General features: G+C 69.9%; 11 protein-coding genes and 1 pseudogene. 4 read left to right on the top strand and 8 right to left on the bottom strand.

Translation table 11 applies throughout. The features are described from left to right. Positions 1–17: 17 nt before the first annotated feature. Positions 18–3,575, bottom strand: a complete 3,558-nt coding sequence (locus AC0VYL_RS02930; RefSeq protein WP_475482247.1) for a type 1 periplasmic-binding domain-containing protein — start codon at positions 3,573–3,575, stop codon at positions 18–20. A 226-nt stretch (positions 3,576–3,801) separates the two neighbouring features. Between AC0VYL_RS02930 and serC the strand changes: the two genes are divergently transcribed. Together serC and AC0VYL_RS02920 are read left to right on the top strand one after the other, a co-directional pair. Beyond that, on the top strand, positions 3,802–4,923 hold the full coding sequence (serC, locus tag AC0VYL_RS02925; protein WP_475482246.1) for a phosphoserine transaminase: 1,122 nt from the start codon (positions 3,802–3,804) through the stop codon (positions 4,921–4,923). 124 nt (positions 4,924–5,047) lie between these two features. Continuing rightward, complete coding sequence (locus AC0VYL_RS02920; RefSeq protein ID WP_475482245.1) at positions 5,048–6,055, top strand: glycerophosphodiester phosphodiesterase family protein; 1,008 nt, start codon at positions 5,048–5,050, stop codon at positions 6,053–6,055. 56 nt (positions 6,056–6,111) lie between these two features. Here the strand turns inward: AC0VYL_RS02920 and AC0VYL_RS02915 are convergent, their stop codons facing one another. Continuing rightward, positions 6,112–7,182 (bottom strand): hypothetical protein, encoded by a 1,071-nt coding sequence (locus tag AC0VYL_RS02915; protein WP_475482244.1) that lies wholly within the window; start codon positions 7,180–7,182, stop codon positions 6,112–6,114. Between the two features lie 92 nt (positions 7,183–7,274). On the opposite strand from AC0VYL_RS02915, the gene AC0VYL_RS02910 reads away from it, so the two are divergent. Continuing rightward, a complete protein-coding gene (locus tag AC0VYL_RS02910; RefSeq protein WP_475482243.1) occupies positions 7,275–8,000 on the top strand; it encodes a 3-keto-5-aminohexanoate cleavage protein in 726 nt (241 codons plus the stop codon). 31 nt (positions 8,001–8,031) lie between these two features. Here AC0VYL_RS02910 and AC0VYL_RS02905 read toward each other — a convergent pair whose 3' ends face one another. The 5 genes from AC0VYL_RS02905 to thpR all read right to left on the bottom strand — a co-directional run bounded on the left by AC0VYL_RS02905 (position 8,032) and on the right by thpR (position 13,230). Then, positions 8,032–9,600, bottom strand: coding sequence for a glycosyltransferase family 4 protein (locus AC0VYL_RS02905; protein WP_475482242.1), 1,569 nt, complete (start codon positions 9,598–9,600; stop codon positions 8,032–8,034). Next, on the bottom strand, positions 9,597–10,697 hold the full coding sequence (locus tag AC0VYL_RS02900) for a hypothetical protein (protein ID WP_475458848.1): 1,101 nt from the start codon (positions 10,695–10,697) through the stop codon (positions 9,597–9,599). Before AC0VYL_RS02900 ends, AC0VYL_RS02905 begins: the two co-directional genes overlap by 4 nt. Positions 10,698–10,901: 204 nt before the next feature. After that, positions 10,902–11,255, bottom strand: a complete 354-nt coding sequence (locus tag AC0VYL_RS02895) for a MerR family transcriptional regulator (RefSeq protein WP_475458845.1) — start codon at positions 11,253–11,255, stop codon at positions 10,902–10,904. 47 nt (positions 11,256–11,302) lie between these two features. After that, a complete protein-coding gene (locus tag AC0VYL_RS02890; protein ID WP_475482241.1) occupies positions 11,303–12,499 on the bottom strand; it encodes an MFS transporter in 1,197 nt (398 codons plus the stop codon). 140 nt (positions 12,500–12,639) lie between these two features. Further along, positions 12,640–13,230 (bottom strand): RNA 2',3'-cyclic phosphodiesterase, encoded by a 591-nt coding sequence (thpR, locus tag AC0VYL_RS02885; protein ID WP_475482240.1) that lies wholly within the window; start codon positions 13,228–13,230, stop codon positions 12,640–12,642. A gap of 57 nt (positions 13,231–13,287) precedes the next feature. Here thpR and AC0VYL_RS02880 point away from each other — a divergent pair. Further along, positions 13,288–13,935, top strand: a pseudogene (locus tag AC0VYL_RS02880) (TSUP family transporter); the annotation flags it as partial. On the opposite strand, the gene AC0VYL_RS02875 reads toward AC0VYL_RS02880, so the two are convergent. Further along, positions 13,846–15,276: an MFS transporter gene (locus AC0VYL_RS02875; RefSeq protein WP_475458819.1), complete on the bottom strand. Its 1,431-nt coding sequence runs from the start codon at positions 15,274–15,276 to the stop codon at positions 13,846–13,848. The pseudogene AC0VYL_RS02880 and the gene AC0VYL_RS02875 overlap by 90 nt on opposite strands. Positions 15,277–15,397 lie beyond the last annotated feature (121 nt).

Below are 15,397 nucleotides of genomic sequence, written 5' to 3'. Positions count from 1 at the left end.
TACTCTCACGTCGGCCCTCACCCGCCCCCGGAGGCCAGGGGCAGGCACTCGGCACCGGGTTCGACGGTGTTCGCGTTGCGCATGCCGCACCGCTGGACCACGTGCTGGCGCTGCCTCTCTCCGGTCTCCGGATTGACCGTCTCCGGCCCCACCAGCACCAGCTGCACCATGCGGCCGTCGTACCAGTTCCCGTCGTTCCCGGCGTCGAACTCGATGTAGCCGGAGACTCCGGTCAGGTTCCGGGTCCCCTTGATCCCGCTGTGCAGGTCGTCCCGCTGGTCCTCGTACTGCTCCTGGGTGCGCAGGAAGGGAGGCCGGTCGAGGCCGACCCACCGCAGGGGATTCCTCGCCGCGAGTTCCTCCCGGGTCAGCCCGGTGGCGGGCAGAGCCTCGGAGACCACCAGCAGGGCGTCGCTGGCCACGGCGGCGTGTGCGATGGAGGGCAGTTCCTTCTTGGGGACCGGCCGCACCTCGCGCTTCTCTCCGGCCTTCTCCTCGAACAGCTCGTCCTGGAGTGCCTTGATATCGCTGTAGAAACCCTGGTCACCACCCCCGGGGCGACCGTCCGAGCCGCCCCAGGGCCCGCTGGGGGCCAGGGGCGTGTAGAACACCGAGTGGTAGGCGGCGTTGTTGCCGATGAGCTCCTCCTCGTCAGAGACGAACTTGGAGACGTCGTCCCCGCCCAGGATGGTCATGCGGCCCTCCACGCAGTCCTCGCCTCCGGTTCGGGTGAACCGGCGGTAGAACTCGGTGAAGTCGTCAGAACGGCCCGCGTAGTAGAGCAGATCCGGCGGGTCGTCGTCCGTGCACAGACGCTCCAGCTGCTCCTCGTAGGTGGTATCGTCCTCCGACTCACCGTTCTGGTAGAGCAGCACGCCCCGGTCGTACTCGTTCCGGCCCAGTCCCTCGGCGCCCTCCCACACTCGGCCTCCACGCCTCTCGAAGGCGTCGATGAACTCCCGTGCGAGGTGCGGTCCGTACTGTTCGTGCGCCCCTCCCTCAGTGTCTGTCTCGCCGCTGGCGATGGCGACGGCGGTCTCGTGCGGCTCCAGCCCGCGCTCCACGCCGTCCTCCCCCCGCCAGGACACCCCGGAGCGGGCCCAGTGTGCGGACTGCTCCGCGATCCTGGTGTTGGCCGGGGAGATCGGGAAGTAGAACTCGCTGTGCTCGCGGTCACCGGACTTGGCGACGTCGTCGAAGGTGGCGGTGGTGCCCACCATGGTGATCGAGGCGTCCCCAACCTCCTTGATGGCGTCACTGTTGGGCACGACGCTGTGACCGAAGCCGACTGCGGCGATCGGTCGGTCCATGCCGAGCCGCTCGTTCTCGGCGCGGTCCACGATCTCCTTCGCGGCCACCAACGAGTGTTCCCAGTCCCGGCCCGCGTTGGCGATGAGCAGCTTGATCCGGGGATACCTGGGATCCTTGATCCGGTTGTGCTGATCCTGCTGGTAGGCCAGGCCGAGGAGCTCACCCTGACCTCCGGAGAGCGAGGGGTCGTCGGGGTCGGCCACATCCAGCTCGGCGAGGTGGGCGATGGTGACGTAGGGCTGGCCGCTGGCCTCCACGGCCTTGTTCTGGTCACGGACGCGCTCGGAGACCTCCTTCAACCGATCGTTGAAGACGAACGCACCGTCGGTGACGCCGACGCACTGGTCCCCCTTCCGCGTGATGCCCTGCGGCTGCCAGACCCCGTCCTGGACACACGGGTTGCTGGCCTGCGCCAACGAGGGCAGGAAGACGACGCCGAACAACACCGCCACGGCGGTCACCCCCGCAATCCCGCTGGTCCACATCCCAACGAGGACCGGCACGCTGCGGACCCATTCCAGGCGTCCTCGCGGGGTGATTTCTCCTCCGTCCCCGGAGAGCTTCGGGATACGTCGGGTGATGACGCGTTCGGCTCCCAGGACCCCGGAGAGGTAACGGTGGTAGGTCCACCGGCGGACCAGATCAAGCGCCTCCCTCTTCCGACTTCCCGCCTCGTCCTCGTCCGTCGCCTTCTTCTGGTCGAGTTCGGGCAGGAAGCCGTACCGGGTGACGTCGACGACCCCGTCTACCAGGGGGGCGAGTCCGCCGTCGCGCACCTGCACCAGCAGCAGAGGGTCGGGGAAGCCCCTGCGCAGGCGTTCCTGCTCGATCAGCCACACGAAGTAGCGGCCGACACGGTCCATTCGGCGCTGGTCATAGATGAGCACCGGTCGGACGTCTCCTCCGCGCCGCAGGCGGTGGCCGACGGAGTACTCGCGGTGGAGATCGTCCAGTAGGGCGTTGACCGCGATCCTGTGGGTACTGGGCGCCTGTCCCGCCTTGCTGGTGCTCCTCTGCACGTGGGCCTCGTCGTCGAACAGCCTGATCAGCTGAACGCCGTGGACACGGTGACGACCGCGCGCTCCCCGGGCGGGGCTCGGTTCCTTCGGCGTGTCGGAGCCGCCGTTCTTGTCGGAGGCAGCCCCCTGGACCGTCCGGGTCTGGCGCATGACGTACCGGTGGTGGCGCAGCCATCGGTAGGGGCGCCACGGAAGCAGGAAGAAGAAGACCGTGAGCAGGTAGACGCTCATAAGGAGGGCGCCGACCAGCAGGGATACGAGCTCGTTGGCCTGCTGCGCGGCGAGTCCGATGAACGCGAAGGTGAAGGGGGCCGCAGCCACGAAGAGGGACAGCACGAAGGAGACCGGAGTGAGGATCTTGTCGTCGGCGTTGCCGAAGGTGATCCACTTCGAGGCCGTGTTGACCCCGTTGGAGAGGGAGGCCACGCCCTTCGCGAGGGCGCGCCCGTAGACGACCCAGCGGCTCTTGGCCAGCTCCCAGCGGCTGGGGGATGGCACGGCCCCGGGCTTCTCGGCGGCACGTTGCGCGCGGGCCAGCAGGTTCTCCCTGTCCTCCCGGGCACTCTCCAGCCGCACCTCGCGCAGTGCCTTGATCACCTCCGCCTGGGCGTCACTGCTAGGGGTGTCATCGTCCTCGAGGGCTGAAACGACCTTCTCGTAGTTGCAGCGCTGGAGCCACAGCAGGGAGCGGACCTGGGCGAAGCGGGGCGGTGGCGGCGCCCTGTGGCCACTCGGCACCTTGATCTGCTCGTCCTTCCAGGGGAAGGCGTCCTTCACCAGTCGGTCCAGGAAGCCGTAGAGCTCCTCGACGGTCACGACACCGTCCGCCTCACCCGTGTATCCGCCCTCGGGCGGCCTCCTGCGGCGGTTCCGCCCGTTCGCTCGACGCGGAGCGTCGGTGTCCGGCGAGCTGGGGTCCTTCCTGACTGCTTCGCGGTCCTTCTTCAGTGCCCCTTTGGGAAGCATCCAGACGGGTCCGACCCCGCCTTCTAGCACCAGGGCATGCAGAACGGCTGTGGTGTCCTCGGGACCCTCGGTCACCAGGTCCAGGACGGGAGGCGGCTCGGCGACGTCACCGCGTTGCCTCTTGCCCAGGCGCGCCGGACGGCGCCGGGTGACCGTGTGTTCCAGACTCCGGACGACGAGGCGCTCGGAGCGCGAGGGGAGTCGGCGCAGAGCCTCGAAGACTCGGATGAAGGAGGGCTTGGTCGGCTCTTCCTGAGTGCGAGGTGTCTGGTCGGACACTCGAAGGTCCCTTCACGGTCGATTCTGTAAGGTCCGCCCCCCGGCAGCTGCCTCATTAGACAGCAACAGGCAGCGGGCCGACATCCCCTTTCCCCGAATCGAGACTGGCCCATACCGGCCAGTAGCTCCGACCTGTGATGATTCGTTGCACCTGTCACGTGATTTCACGACACCAATTGCCGACCTGACCGGCGCTCCCGCGACGTCCACCACTACGCTGGTCGGCGTGACCGAGATTCAGATTCCCGCGAACCTGCTGCCCGCCGACGGCCGTTTCGGAAGCGGCCCCTCCAAAGTCCGCGCCGCCCAGCTCGACGCCCTCGCCGCCTCCGGCTCCCGCTACCTGGGGACCTCCCACCGGCAGAAGCCGGTCAAGTCCCTGGTCGGCCGCGTCCGCGCCGGTGTGAGCGAGCTCCTGTCCCTGCCCGACGGCTACGAGGTGGTTCTCGGCAACGGCGGGACCACCGCCTTCTGGGACATCGCCGCCCACGGCCTGGTGCGCTCCAAGTCGCAGCACCTGGCGTTCGGTGAGTTCTCCAGCAAGTTCGCGAAGGTCGTCGGGGGCGCCCCCTGGCTGGACGACCCGACGGTCATCACCACCGACCCCGGCACCCACGGCGAGGCCGTCGCGGAGGCCGGTGTGGACGTGTACGCGCTCACCCACAACGAGACCTCCACCGGCGTGGCCGCGCCGATCCGCCGGGTCGCCGGGGCCGACGAGGACGCGCTCGTCCTGGTCGACGCCACCAGCGGCGCGGGCGGTCTGCACGTCGACATCACCGAGACCGACGTCTACTACTTCGCCCCGCAGAAGAGCTTCGCCGCCGACGGCGGCCTGTGGATCGCGGTCATGTCGCCCAAGGCGCTCGCCCGGGTCGAGGAGATCGCCGCGAGCGGTCGCTACGTCCCCGAGTTCTTCTCGCTGACCACGGCGGTCGCCAACTCCGCCAAGGACCAGACGTACAACACCCCGGCGGTGGCCACCCTCCTGCTCCTCGCCGAGCAGCTGGAGTGGATCAACGGCCAGGGCGGCCTCAAGTGGGCCGTGGCCCGCACGCACGAGTCCAGCTCGATCCTCTACAACTGGGCGGACCGCTCCCCCGTCGCGACGCCGTTCGTCACCGACCCGGCCCAGCGCTCCCAGGTGGTCGGCACCATCGACTTCTCCGACGAGGTCGACGCCGCCCGGATCGCCCAGGTGCTGCGCGCCAACGGCGTCGTGGACACCGAGCCCTACCGCAAGCTGGGCCGCAACCAGCTGCGGGTGGCGATGTTCCCGGCCGTGGAGCCCAGCGACGTGAACGCGCTCACCGAGTGCATCGACCACGTCCTGACGCGCCTGTCCTGACGGGGATCACCAGGGGACCGTCCTGAATCGGTCCGCCGACACTGGAGAATGGAGGCCGACCCGCCGCGCGTGGGTCGGCCTCCTTCTCCTACTTCCGCTCATCGTTTCCCAGGACGGTCCCACTGTGCGCAGGAACAAGAAGACTGAACTCCCCATCAAGATCATCTCCCACCGGGGGGCCTCCGGTCACCGGCCCGAGCACACGCTGGCCTCGTACGAACTGGGTGCCCGGCACGGCGGCGACTTCATCGAGATGGACCTGGTCGCCACCAAGGACGGCCAGCTGATCTGCCGCCACGAGCAGGAGATCGGTGAGACCACCGACGTGGCCGACCGCCCCGAGTTCGCGGACCGGCGCACCAAGCGGACCATCGACGGCCGCACCGTCGAGGGGTTCTACGCGCAGGACTTCACCCTGGCCGAGATCAGGACGCTCCGGGCCCGCGAGCGCATGGCCAAGGTCCGCCCGGACAACGCGGTGATGGACGGGACCTACGGGATCCCGACCCTCCAGGAGGTCATCGAGCTCGCCCTCTCCCTGACCAAGGAACTGGGCCGCCCGATCGGCATCTACCCGGAGACCAAGCACCCCGCCCACCACGTGGAGCAGGGCCTGGACCTCGAACCGCCGCTGATCGCCGCCCTCCGCGAGGCCGAGCTGGTCGGTGAGGAGCCGAGGGTCCCGGTGTTCCTCCAGTCCTTCGAGGCCGAGAGCCTGCGCAAGCTCTCCGAAACGGGACTGCCGCTCGTGTACCTGATGGGTACCGAGGAGCACTGGACGCACTACACGACCCCGGACGGCCTGGCCGAGGTGGCGGCGTTCGCGCACGCCATCGGCCCGCACAAGAGCCTGGTGATCCCCACCAACGAGGACGGTTCCCTGGGCGAGCCCACCGACCTGGTGAAGGACGCCCACGAGGCCGGGCTGGTCGTGCACCCCTTCACGTTCCGCAGCGAGAACCACTTCCTCCCCACCGACCTGCGCTCCGACGGCGACCCGAAGGACTACGGCGGCTTCGCCGCCGAGTACGAGGCCTTCTTCGACGCGGGTGTGGACGGCGTGTTCACCGACTTCTCCCGGCACGCCTTCCTGTGCCGCGAGCACTACCTGGACCCGCAGCCCGAGAAGTAGGGGCCACCGGACCTCCGGGGCGAACACAGGTCGGGTGGACGCGGGAACCGGCGCCCTCAGGTGCGGCGGACCAGGAGGACGATGCCGCCGATCAGGACCACGGCCACGACGGCTCCGCCGAGGATGAGCGGGAGCGCGCCTCCGGCACCCGACTCCCGGGTCTCCTCGCCCTCGCCCTCGTCGGCGGCCGGGGAGGCCTCGACCTCGGCCTCGGCTTCGGCCACCGCGTCGGGCAGCAGCTCCCCCGACAGCGGGACACGCCAGACCGGGGAGTTCGCGCCCTCGGTCCCCGCCATCAGCGCGGTGCCGTCCGGGGTGAAGGCCACCGACTCGCCCTGCTCCATCTCGGGCAGGTCGAAGGAGCCCACCGACCTGCCCGGCACGCCGTCGGTCCCGTCGTAGACGCTCACCCCCCAGTAGGTGCGGATGGCGTAGCGGGTCCCGTCCGGGCTGAACGCGGCGTCGGTGGCGAAGAGCGGCGCGGAGTCCACCCTGGTCAGAACGTTCTCCCCGAAGGGGTCCAGGTTCTCCGGCGCGGCGTAGACGCTGCCCGCGAACTCCTTGGACACCACGTAGAGGCGGCCGCTTCGGGGGTCGATCATCATCCCCTCGGCGTCGCGCCCGCCGTCCTCGTAGGTGAAGGTGAACACCGACGGGTCCAGGACGGAGTCACCCAGGACCTCGGGTTCGGTGAAGTGGTAGACCCGGATGTTCGGCCAGCCGCCGCCGAAGTTGTCACCGATGTCGCCCACGAAGACCGTGGGCACCCCTTCGGGCCCCTGGGCGACGCTGATCGCCTCCCAGTCACGGCGCTCGATGTCGAGGGTGACGGTCGCGAGCGTCTCACCGTCCTCATTGACCGCGTAGACCTCGGAGGGGTGGTCGCCGCTGTCGTTGTGCGTCCACCACACACCCTCGTGCAGCAGGGAGGGGGCCAGCCCGCTGGACTCGGAGATGCGGTCGTCCTGGAACTCGAAGGCGATCTCCGAACCCTCGGGGCCCTCGCCCCCGCGCGGGTAGTCGACCCCGCCCGTCCCGTCCTCGGGGTCCACGGGGGCTGCCGCGGCGGAGGCCGTCGGGGCCAACGCGAACAGGGCAGCCGCGACGAGGGTCAGGGATCTTCTCATGCCCGCCATCCTGCCAGGGCGGACGGCCGGGGGCTTGCACCCGGGTGCGAGCGGGAACATTCGGCATAGAGAGCGCCGCAAGGAGAGACCTCATGAGGATCGTCGCCTGTCTCAACGGTGACCGCCGTCCGGGTGCGCACCCGGCGCTGCCCGTCTCCGTCGACCAGCTCGTCACCGACGCGCACGCCGTGGTGGCGGCGGGCGCCACCGCCGTCCACATCCACCCGCGCGACCCCCGAGGGGCGGAGTCGCTGGATCCGCAGGTGGTGGCGGACCTGATGGAGCGGATGCGCGCGGACGGGCCCGACGTCCCGGTGTCGCTCACCACCGCGCTGTCGGCGGAGTCCGACCCCTGGCGCCGCTACGACCTGGTGCACCGGTGGGCCTCACCGGCTCTGCCCGACTCGGTGTCGGTGAACCTGCACGAGGCGGGTTCGGTGGACCTGATCCAGCTCCTGGGCGACCGCCGGGTCGCCGTGGAGGCCGGTGTGTGGACGGTGGACGCGGCCCGCATCCTGGTCGCGACCGGGGTGGAGGTGGCGGCGGTGCTGGTGGAGCCGACCCAGGTGGCGGTGGAGGACGCCCGGCGCAACACGGAGGCGATCACCCGTGTGCTGGACCGGGGCCGGGTGCGCGTGCCCCGCCTGCTGCACGGCGTGGACGCGACGGCCTGGCCGGTCCTGGAACAGGCCGTGGAGGAGGGCCTGGACATCCGGATCGGCCTGGAGGACACGATGCGGCTCCCGGACGGCACGGAGGCCCACGACAACGCCGCCCTGGTGACCCACGCGATCTCCCTCACCGCAGCCGCGGCCTAGGCGAGACTGCTGGCACGGCCGTAGCTCCGGTTCACCGGGTCGGTCCGTCGTCCTTGCCTGAGGTGTCGCGTGTCCGCCGGGTGGGAATGGACAGCTGTCTGCTCCTGGTCTCCTTCTGCGACGCCGCGCCCTCCCTTGCCATGGACCGCAGCTGTGAACCAGGACCCCGCCCGGGACTCGCCTGCGATTCCTTTCTGGCCTTCAGACCCGTGGTGTGGAGCTTCTGTTCGCTCCTCTCCTTCTTCAAGGTCGCCATCGTCGGCCCCACCGACACCCCCAGATCCCGAGTGCCGACAGCAGGAAGAATCACCGCACCCGGCCCCTGCTTGCCGTGTTGACCGGGGAGAGCGTGCGCACCGTGAATGATGGCCTCGGCCAGGTGCCCCTCCGTGAACTTCCCGTCCAGGAGCCGGTCCCGGACCCCTCTGCTCAGGCTCAGGTACTGCGGGTACTCGTCCATCATCTTGCCCATGGACGCGCCCCAGCGCTTCTGTCGGCGCTTCTCGACCTGCCGGGGATCACCCTCCTTGTTGATGAGCGCACGGCAAAGATCCTCGTCTCGGACGACGAACCGTTCTCGCAGTTTCGGGGGCATGCGATCGGGATCCGAAAGAAACATGCCTGCGCCCGAACTCTCGGTCACGAGCACAGGGACACCCTCACTGAAGGACTCGCTGGCGACCAGCCCGAACCCTTCGCCCAACGAAGGCATGAGCACAACATCGCACCGGTCACGTTGTTCTTGGATTACCCGGTCGTCATCGGTGTAGGGCAGACACTCCACCACTCCCGGCCCGAGAAGACGATCCGCGGCAGCCTGTTCGTCAGAGAGCTCGTCGGGGGGTATTCCGAGTAGGGTGAGCCGAGCGTTCCGACGGCCCTGCTTGTGGATACTTTCCATCGCCCCCAGAGCGATTGACTTCCCCTTGGCCGAGTCACCCAGTCGCCCATACAGCAAAAACCTGACCGGCTTGTCCGGATCACGCATCCGCTCCGCAGCATGCTGGGCACGCTGGGCGTCTCCGTGCTTGGAGGTCATGGTCGGCGGAGCGGCCTCCAACACATGGGGCGTCCCCACCCGCAACAGGTCGGCGGACAGAGCTGGGCCCACCCCCACTCCCAGGTCGGTGCGCTGCATCGTGCTGGCGAACCCGCTCTGGTAATGGCGCTCGAACCATTTACCGTCCGCCATCGGATACTCCGTGTAATAGGACAGATTGTGGTTCACCTGAACCAGACGCGCCTCAGGGAGAATGTCCTTCATCTGAGGACCGATGTGCCGGAACTTCCCGTTGATGACGATCATGGTGGGGTCCTGGTGATCGTTCTGCTTCCGGTATCTGTCGATCGCCGGTGTCATGTGCGACCACAGATGCCCCTCCAACTCAGAAAGGGTCTTTCCTTCGGGAGGGGCGTCGGGAAATCCCAGTTCCGTGACACCCTCGATCGCTTCGTACCCACCTACAGACAAAGCCGTGACCTGGTGCCCCCGGTCCAGGCATCCACTGATGAACGACCGGTTGAACCTGCTGATCCCGTCGTCGAGTTTGGTGGGGCCAAGAACCAGCAACCGTTCGCGGCCCGTTCTCCGCCCGCTCACAGCACCTCGATCCGAGATTCGAGGCGCCGCAGGAAGACGCACAGCGGGAACGCGTCGAACTGCATCTGCCCCACGCTCAGGCCAGGGGCGATCCGTGCCGCAAACTCGTCCAACACCTCCGCGATCACCAGCGCGTAGGTGGGGGTCAGCACGATGCGACGATCTCTCTTGACCGGCCACGAGGAGTACTGGTAGTCCTCCAGGGACTCCTTCTCGTCCGGCCCCGTGGGAGCGTCCTTCCTGGTGAACCTGTCACGGAAGGATCTACCGTCCTCTTCCAAGGACACGACCATGGCGGCTTCACGCACGCTGTCCACAGAGGGGTCTACCCCCTCCGTGGGTTCCACCCACGCGGGCTCCTGGCTTCCCTCCAGGATCCGCGACACCCTCCGAGCCGCGTCGACCACCGGCACCGAGACTCCGCTCTCCCAGTTGCCGATGACCTCCTCTCTGGAGGGAACCGCCTCGGCTGCCGCCTTGGCCAGAGCGCACAACCTCCCGTAGTCGGCTTCGGACACCTCCCTCTCCCGTACCGGGAAGCCGCCCCGCACGGGCTCGACGCGCGCCGGTACCTCAGGCACATCCCGCAAGGGGGCACGCAACTGGTCGGCGAGATCGCGATACACCTCGGCCAGCTCCCGACTCTGGGGACCGAAGGTCACCGCCGGTCGCCCGGGCGCCACCCGGGCGTCGAGCTCCCCTGCGAACAGGTAACTCAGCGAACTGTGCCACCCGGTCGAGAGGATCACCGCGCTGCCCGGGGCCAACCCCGCGTACCCCATCGGGCGCGGCTCCGGGGTGAGCTTCGGTCCGTTGACGATGCGTTCGTGCCAGTCCTCCGCCGCCTCCGTCAACGTGATCGGCTGTCCTCCTGGCCCCCGACGCGACAGTACGTGGTGCGCGGGATCGAAACCCTCCAGGGCCTCGACATCCTCCCGCGCCAGCCGCGTCAACTCCGCCTCCAGCGCAGTCCACGCCGCACTGAGGTGCGGAGGCCATTCCTCACCCAACCAGGGATAGATATCGTCCTGAGTCCACATCATCTGCGAGGCAGCGGTACGGACACGGCGGAAATGCTCCGCGCGGCGCTCGTTCACGAAAGGCCCTTCAGAGGGGAGTCAAAGGATGGTCCCGCTATCCTAAGCACGCCGAACAACAGCGACCAGTTCACCGGAACACGGTCGAATCAGGGGGATCGACCTTCGCGTAACGAGAAGCGCCTCGACCTCGGAATTCGTGGATCCACGATCCTGATTCGGCGACGGAACGATCTCCGCATTCACCCTCGCCAAGGGACGGGCCTAGGTCCCGGTCTCCTCCGAGAGCTGGCGTTCGATGCGGTGCCGGGTGGCGGTGAGTGCCTCGATGCGTTCCCTGACCGCCCGGAGCCGGTGCTCGTAGAGGGCCACGGCCTCGGCGCAGGCGGGTTCCCGGACCAGGTCCAGTTCCAGGCAGTCCTGGAGTTCCTGGACGTCCTCCGAGGTCAGCCCGGATTCGAGGAGGAGGCGGATGTTGCGCACCCGGTCCACGGCCTCGGGGCCGTACTCGCGGTAGCCGTTGGCCGTCCGCTCCGAGGCAAGCAGTCCGCGCTGCTCGTAGTACCGCAGGGAGCGCGGGCTGGCGCCCGTGCGTTCGGCGAGCTCTCCGATGCGCATGCCGTCTCCGACCTGGTGGGGCCGCGCGGGTGCGCGGCCCCACCAGCCTACGAAACCCGTGCGGTCGGCCTGCTGGCGGGGAACCAGCGGACGGAGAGCGCCATGAAACCCAGCGCGGCCAGGCCCACGGCGGTGGCGGCCACCGGGACACCCGCTCCCCCGTGTCCGGCGACGACCGCACCGCCCAGGGCCCCGGCCACCGCCGTGCCCACGTACAGCCCGCCGGTGTTGAGCGCCAGGGCCTCGGTGCCCGCGTTCCCGGCCAGGAACAGGAGCCTGGCGCTCATCGGTGCCGCGAACCCCCAGGCCGCGAAGCCCCACAGGCCGAGGACGCAGGCCAGGGCCCAGACCGGGACGCTGGCGGGGAGCCCGAGCACGGCCAGGAGCAGGCTGGTCCCGACCATCCCGGCGAAGGTGCTAAGCAGGACCCGGTCCGCCCCCCAGCGGTCGGTGGCCCGCCCGCACAGGAAGGTGCCGACCGCCCCGGCGACGCCCACCACCGCGATCAGCGGGGCGAGGGCCGCGCCGCCCGTTCCGGTGAGGTCACGGGTGAGCGGAGCGACGTAGGTGTAGGTCATGAACCCGCAGGTGGCACCGGCGACGGTCCCGGCCACGCAGGTCAGGATCGCGGGACGGCCCAGGTGGCGCAGCTGATCGCGGAGCCCCGCCTCGGGCGCCCCCGGGAGCGGGGGCAGGTACCGGAGGGAGGCGAGCAGGACCGCGACGGTGAGCAGGGCGACGGCGACGAAGGCCCAGCGCCAGCCGAACACGGAGCCCAGCAGCGCGCCGATCGGCACCCCCAGGAAGAGGGCGACCGTCAGCCCGGCGGCGACCGCGCCCACCGCGCGTCCGGTGTGCCCAGGCGGGGCGAGCCGGGCCGCCGTGGAGAAGGCCGCCGGGGTGAGGGCGGCGGCCACGAGGGCGGCGAGCACCCGCAGGGCCAGGAGGGCGGTGTACGTGGGCGCGAGGGCGGTGACCAGGTTGACGAGGGCGAACACCGCGAGTCCGCCGAGGAGGAGGGTACGGCGGGGCATCCGGGCGGTGGCCACCGCCAGCGGCGGCGCGGCCACGGCGTAGGTGAGGGAGAAGACGGTCACGAGCTGCCCCGCGGCGGCGACGCCGACGTCGAGGTCCAGGGCGATGACCGGCAGGAGTCCGGCGATGACGAGGTCGTCGGTCCCGACCGCGAAGGCGATCAGGGCCAGGCACGCCAGCCAGCCGGAACGGAGCGTGGGAGTGGACATGGCCGCACGCTAGGACCCTGACACCTGTGTCAGGGTCAAGCCCGCTCAGCCGAAGAGGGCTCCCAGGACCACGATGAGCATGATCGAACCGAGCACCACCGGCAGGAGCCAGCGCTGCTTGCGGTTGTTGGTGAGCATGCTCATGACGTGCCCCGCTCCGGTGCTCGTTGGGATTCGCTACCCCAGGGTAGTCCCCAGCTCCGGACGGTCCGGTAGCGGTCCGGCCCTGACGGGCGGCTCTCCACGAGGGCGATCCGGTCGGCCCGCCAGCCGGTGTCCGGCGCCGGGCCCAGGGCACGCAGGGTCCGGGTGACGTCGCGGGGCCTCCGGGCGCGGGCGAGGGTGACGTGCGGCACGAAGGGGCGTGACGAGACGGGCACGCCCGCGCCTCGGGCCGCCTCGGCCAGGGCCCCGGCGAGCTCCGGGAGTCCGTCGCCCCGCACCCCGGCCCATACGACGGACGCGTGGTGTCCCGGCCCGCCCGCCCTGGGGAAGACGCCCCAGCCGTCGAGGGACAGGTCCGGGGGCGGGTGCCCCTCCAGGGCGCGTTCCAGCGCCGTGGAGAGTTCGGGGACGCGCACGGCGGGCTCCCCCAGGAAGAACAGGGTGAGGTGCCATCGCTCCGGCGGGGTCCAGCGCAGCTCCGGCGCGGTGGGCCGGGCGGCGCGCACCGCCCGTTCCAGACGCTTCCGGACCTGGTCGGGCGGCCACAGCGCGACGAACAGGGTCATGACATCATCATCCCTTCGACACCCGCCGCCCGCCACCTCGTCCTGTGAGCCGCCCCCGTGTACGTCCTCGCCTGTGTGTTCGTGGTCCTGACACTGGCCGCCCTGATCCGCATCACCGCGGGCTTCGGGTTCGCCCTGGCCGCCGTGCCGCCGCTGGCCCTGCTCCTGGACCCGGTCACGGCGGTGGTGGTCTCCGCGACCCTGGCGGTACCGCTGAACCTGTGGGTCGCGCTGCGGGACCGGGCCCACGTGGACCGGCGGGCCGCCCTGCTGCTGCTCGTGTGCGCCCTGGCGGGGGTGCCGTTCGGGCTGTGGGCGCTCAACGTGCTCTCCGAGCAGGTCCTGCTGGTGCTGATCGCGGCGACGGTCGTCCTCGGCACCGTCCTGGTGTGGCGCCGGGTACGCATCCCGGGCGGTATGGGGGCGGTGGCCGGGATGAGCGCGCTCTCGGGCGCCGCGTTCGCCTCCACGGCGATCGACGGCCCCCTCATGGTGGCCGGGCTCCAGGGCTCGCGGCTGGCCGAACTGGAGCCCCGGGTCCAGCGGGCCACACTCGCCGTGACGTTCTCCGCGACGAGCGTGGCGACGCTGGTGGGCTTCGGGTTCGGCGGCCAGCTAACTCCGCAGGTCAGCAGCCTGCTGCTGGTCGGTGCCCCCGCGCTGCTGATCGGTACCCTCGCGGGTGAGCGGCTCTTCCGCAGGCTGGACGCCGAGCTCTTCCGCCGCACCGTGCTGGTGCTGCTCGCGGTCAGCTCCGTCTCCATGGTCACCCGGGTGGTCACCGCCTGAGCCCACGGGTTCCGGTCCGCGCCACCTCCGGGGCAGCAGGTCGCGGACGGCCACGCCCCTGGTGCGCATCAGCAGCACGGTGAGCACGCCGACCACGACGGTGGTCACCGCGCCGCCGGTGAGCAGGCTGGCCTGCGGGCCGAAGGCGTCCGCGATCAGGCCCACCACGGGCGCGCCGATCGGGGCCACACCCATGAACACCAGCAGGAACATACTCATGACCCGGCCGCGCATCTGGGGGTCGACGCTCAGTTGGAAGGTGGCGTTGAGCGTGGTCACGAAGGTCATGAAGAGCACGCCCATCGGGACCAGGACCAGCACGAAGGCCACGTAGCCGGGCATCAGACCCGCCACGAGCTGGGTGGCGCCGAACCCCATCGCGCCGATCAGCACCAGCTTCAGGCGCGGGTGCTCACGGCGCGCTGCCAGCAGGGCCCCGGCCAGCGCGCCCACCGCGAGCGCGGCGGCGGCCACACCGAAGGCGGTCGCGCCGGTCTCGAACACGTTGTTGACCATGAGGGCGATCTGGTTCTGCGCGTTGGCGCCGAAGAACTGCACGGAGCCGGCGAGGACCAGCAGAAGGACCAGGTCGCGTCTGCCGCCGATGTAGCGCAGACCCTCGCGGATCTGCCCCTTGCCGCGCGGGACGCGTTCGGTGGGGTTGAGGTCGGCGGTGCGGATCAGCAGCAGCGCCACGATCGTGAAGGCGAACGAGAGCCCGTTGACCATGAACACCGGACCGCTGCCGACCAGGCCGATCAGCACACCGGCGACGGCGGGGCCTGTGACGCGGCCGAGCTGGAAGCTGGCGCTGTTCAGGGCGATCGCGTTGGGCAGCAGCTCCCGGTCGACCATCTCCGGGACGAAGGCCTGACGCCCCGGGTTGTCGAGCACGGTGATCAAGCCGAGGCCGAAGGCGAACAGGTAGACGTGCCAGACCTCGGCCGCGCCGAGCGTGGCCAGGACGCCCAGGCCGACGGCGAGGACGCCCATGCTGGCCTGGGTGATGATCAGGAGCTTGCGCTTGTCGAAGCGGTCGACCATCGCGCCGCCCCAGAGCCCGAGGAAGAGCATCGGCAGGAACTGGAGCGCGGTGGTCATCCCCAGCGCGATCCCGCTGCCTCCGCTGAGTTGGAGGACCAGCCAGTCCTGCGCGATGCGCTGCATCCAGGTGCCGGGGTTGGAGACCAGCTGGCCGAGCGCGTAGATGCGGTAGTTGCGCACGGCCAGGGAACGGAACATCGCGATGCGGCGCATCAGTCCCTCCCCGTCGGACACCGGGGAGGGACGGACGCGACCACCGGAACGTGGTTTCGGGGGCAGAGAAGTAAACGGCGTTGACTCATCAATGGACGCAACGCCGTCCACCCCGCCGCGC

This window comes from Nocardiopsis sp. iso_238 (assembly GCF_056173325.1).
The sequence above is the reverse complement of the archived record's forward strand: the minus strand, read 5'-3'. Positions and strand labels throughout refer to the sequence as shown.

Bases quoted from the DNA above. Each gene is read 5' to 3' on its own strand.
- AC0VYL_RS02915 (WP_475482244.1), bottom strand. From the start codon at position 7,182: ATGAGAAGATCCCTGACCCTCGTCGCGGCTGCCCTGTTCGCGTTGGCC.
- AC0VYL_RS02910 (WP_475482243.1), top strand. From the start codon at position 7,275: ATGAGGATCGTCGCCTGTCTCAACGGTGACCGCCGTCCGGGTGCGCAC.
- AC0VYL_RS02895 (WP_475458845.1), bottom strand. From the start codon at position 11,255: ATGCGCATCGGAGAGCTCGCCGAACGCACGGGCGCCAGCCCGCGCTCC.
- AC0VYL_RS02890 (WP_475482241.1), bottom strand. From the start codon at position 12,499: ATGTCCACTCCCACGCTCCGTTCCGGCTGGCTGGCGTGCCTGGCCCTG.
- thpR (WP_475482240.1), bottom strand. From the start codon at position 13,230: ATGACCCTGTTCGTCGCGCTGTGGCCGCCCGACCAGGTCCGGAAGCGT.
- AC0VYL_RS02875 (WP_475458819.1), bottom strand. From the start codon at position 15,276: ATGCGCCGCATCGCGATGTTCCGTTCCCTGGCCGTGCGCAACTACCGC.